The following is a 515-nucleotide window of genomic DNA, read 5'->3' as shown; positions in this document are numbered from 1 at the left end:
ATGGCAAAGGCAAAGTTTGAACGTAACAAACCGCACGTCAACATCGGCACGATCGGCCACGTTGACCACGGCAAGACGACGCTGACGGCCGCGATCACGAAGTATTTCGGCGAGTTCCGCGCCTATGACCAGATCGACGGTGCGCCGGAAGAGCGGGCTCGCGGGATCACGATCTCGACGGCACACGTGGAATACGAGTCGGAAAGCCGGCACTACGCGCACGTGGACTGCCCCGGCCACGCCGACTACGTGAAGAACATGATCACGGGTGCGGCGCAGATGGACGGCGCGATCCTCGTGGTGTCGGCGGCCGACGGCCCGATGCCGCAGACGCGCGAGCACATCCTGCTCGGCCGCCAGGTTGGTATCCCCTACATGGTCGTCTACATGAACAAGGTCGACCAGGTGGATGACCCGGAACTTCTCGAACTGGTCGAGATGGAGATCCGTGAACTGCTGTCGTCCTACGACTACCCCGGCGACGACATCCCGATCATCAAGGGCTCGGCCCTGGC

Annotated in this window: 1 protein-coding gene; it reads left to right on the top strand. The window is 62.5% G+C overall.

Going from position 1 to position 515, the window contains the following annotated elements; genetic code table 11:
• On the top strand, positions 1–515 hold a 515-nt coding region (locus ACTVZP_RS22335; RefSeq protein ID WP_443214320.1), incomplete at both ends, for a GTP-binding protein.

The organism is Rhodobacter sp. NSM (assembly GCF_052244495.1).
Lineage (GTDB): Bacteria > Pseudomonadota > Alphaproteobacteria > Rhodobacterales > Rhodobacteraceae > Cereibacter_A.
The sequence above is the reverse complement of the archived record's forward strand: the minus strand, read 5'-3'. Positions and strand labels throughout refer to the sequence as shown.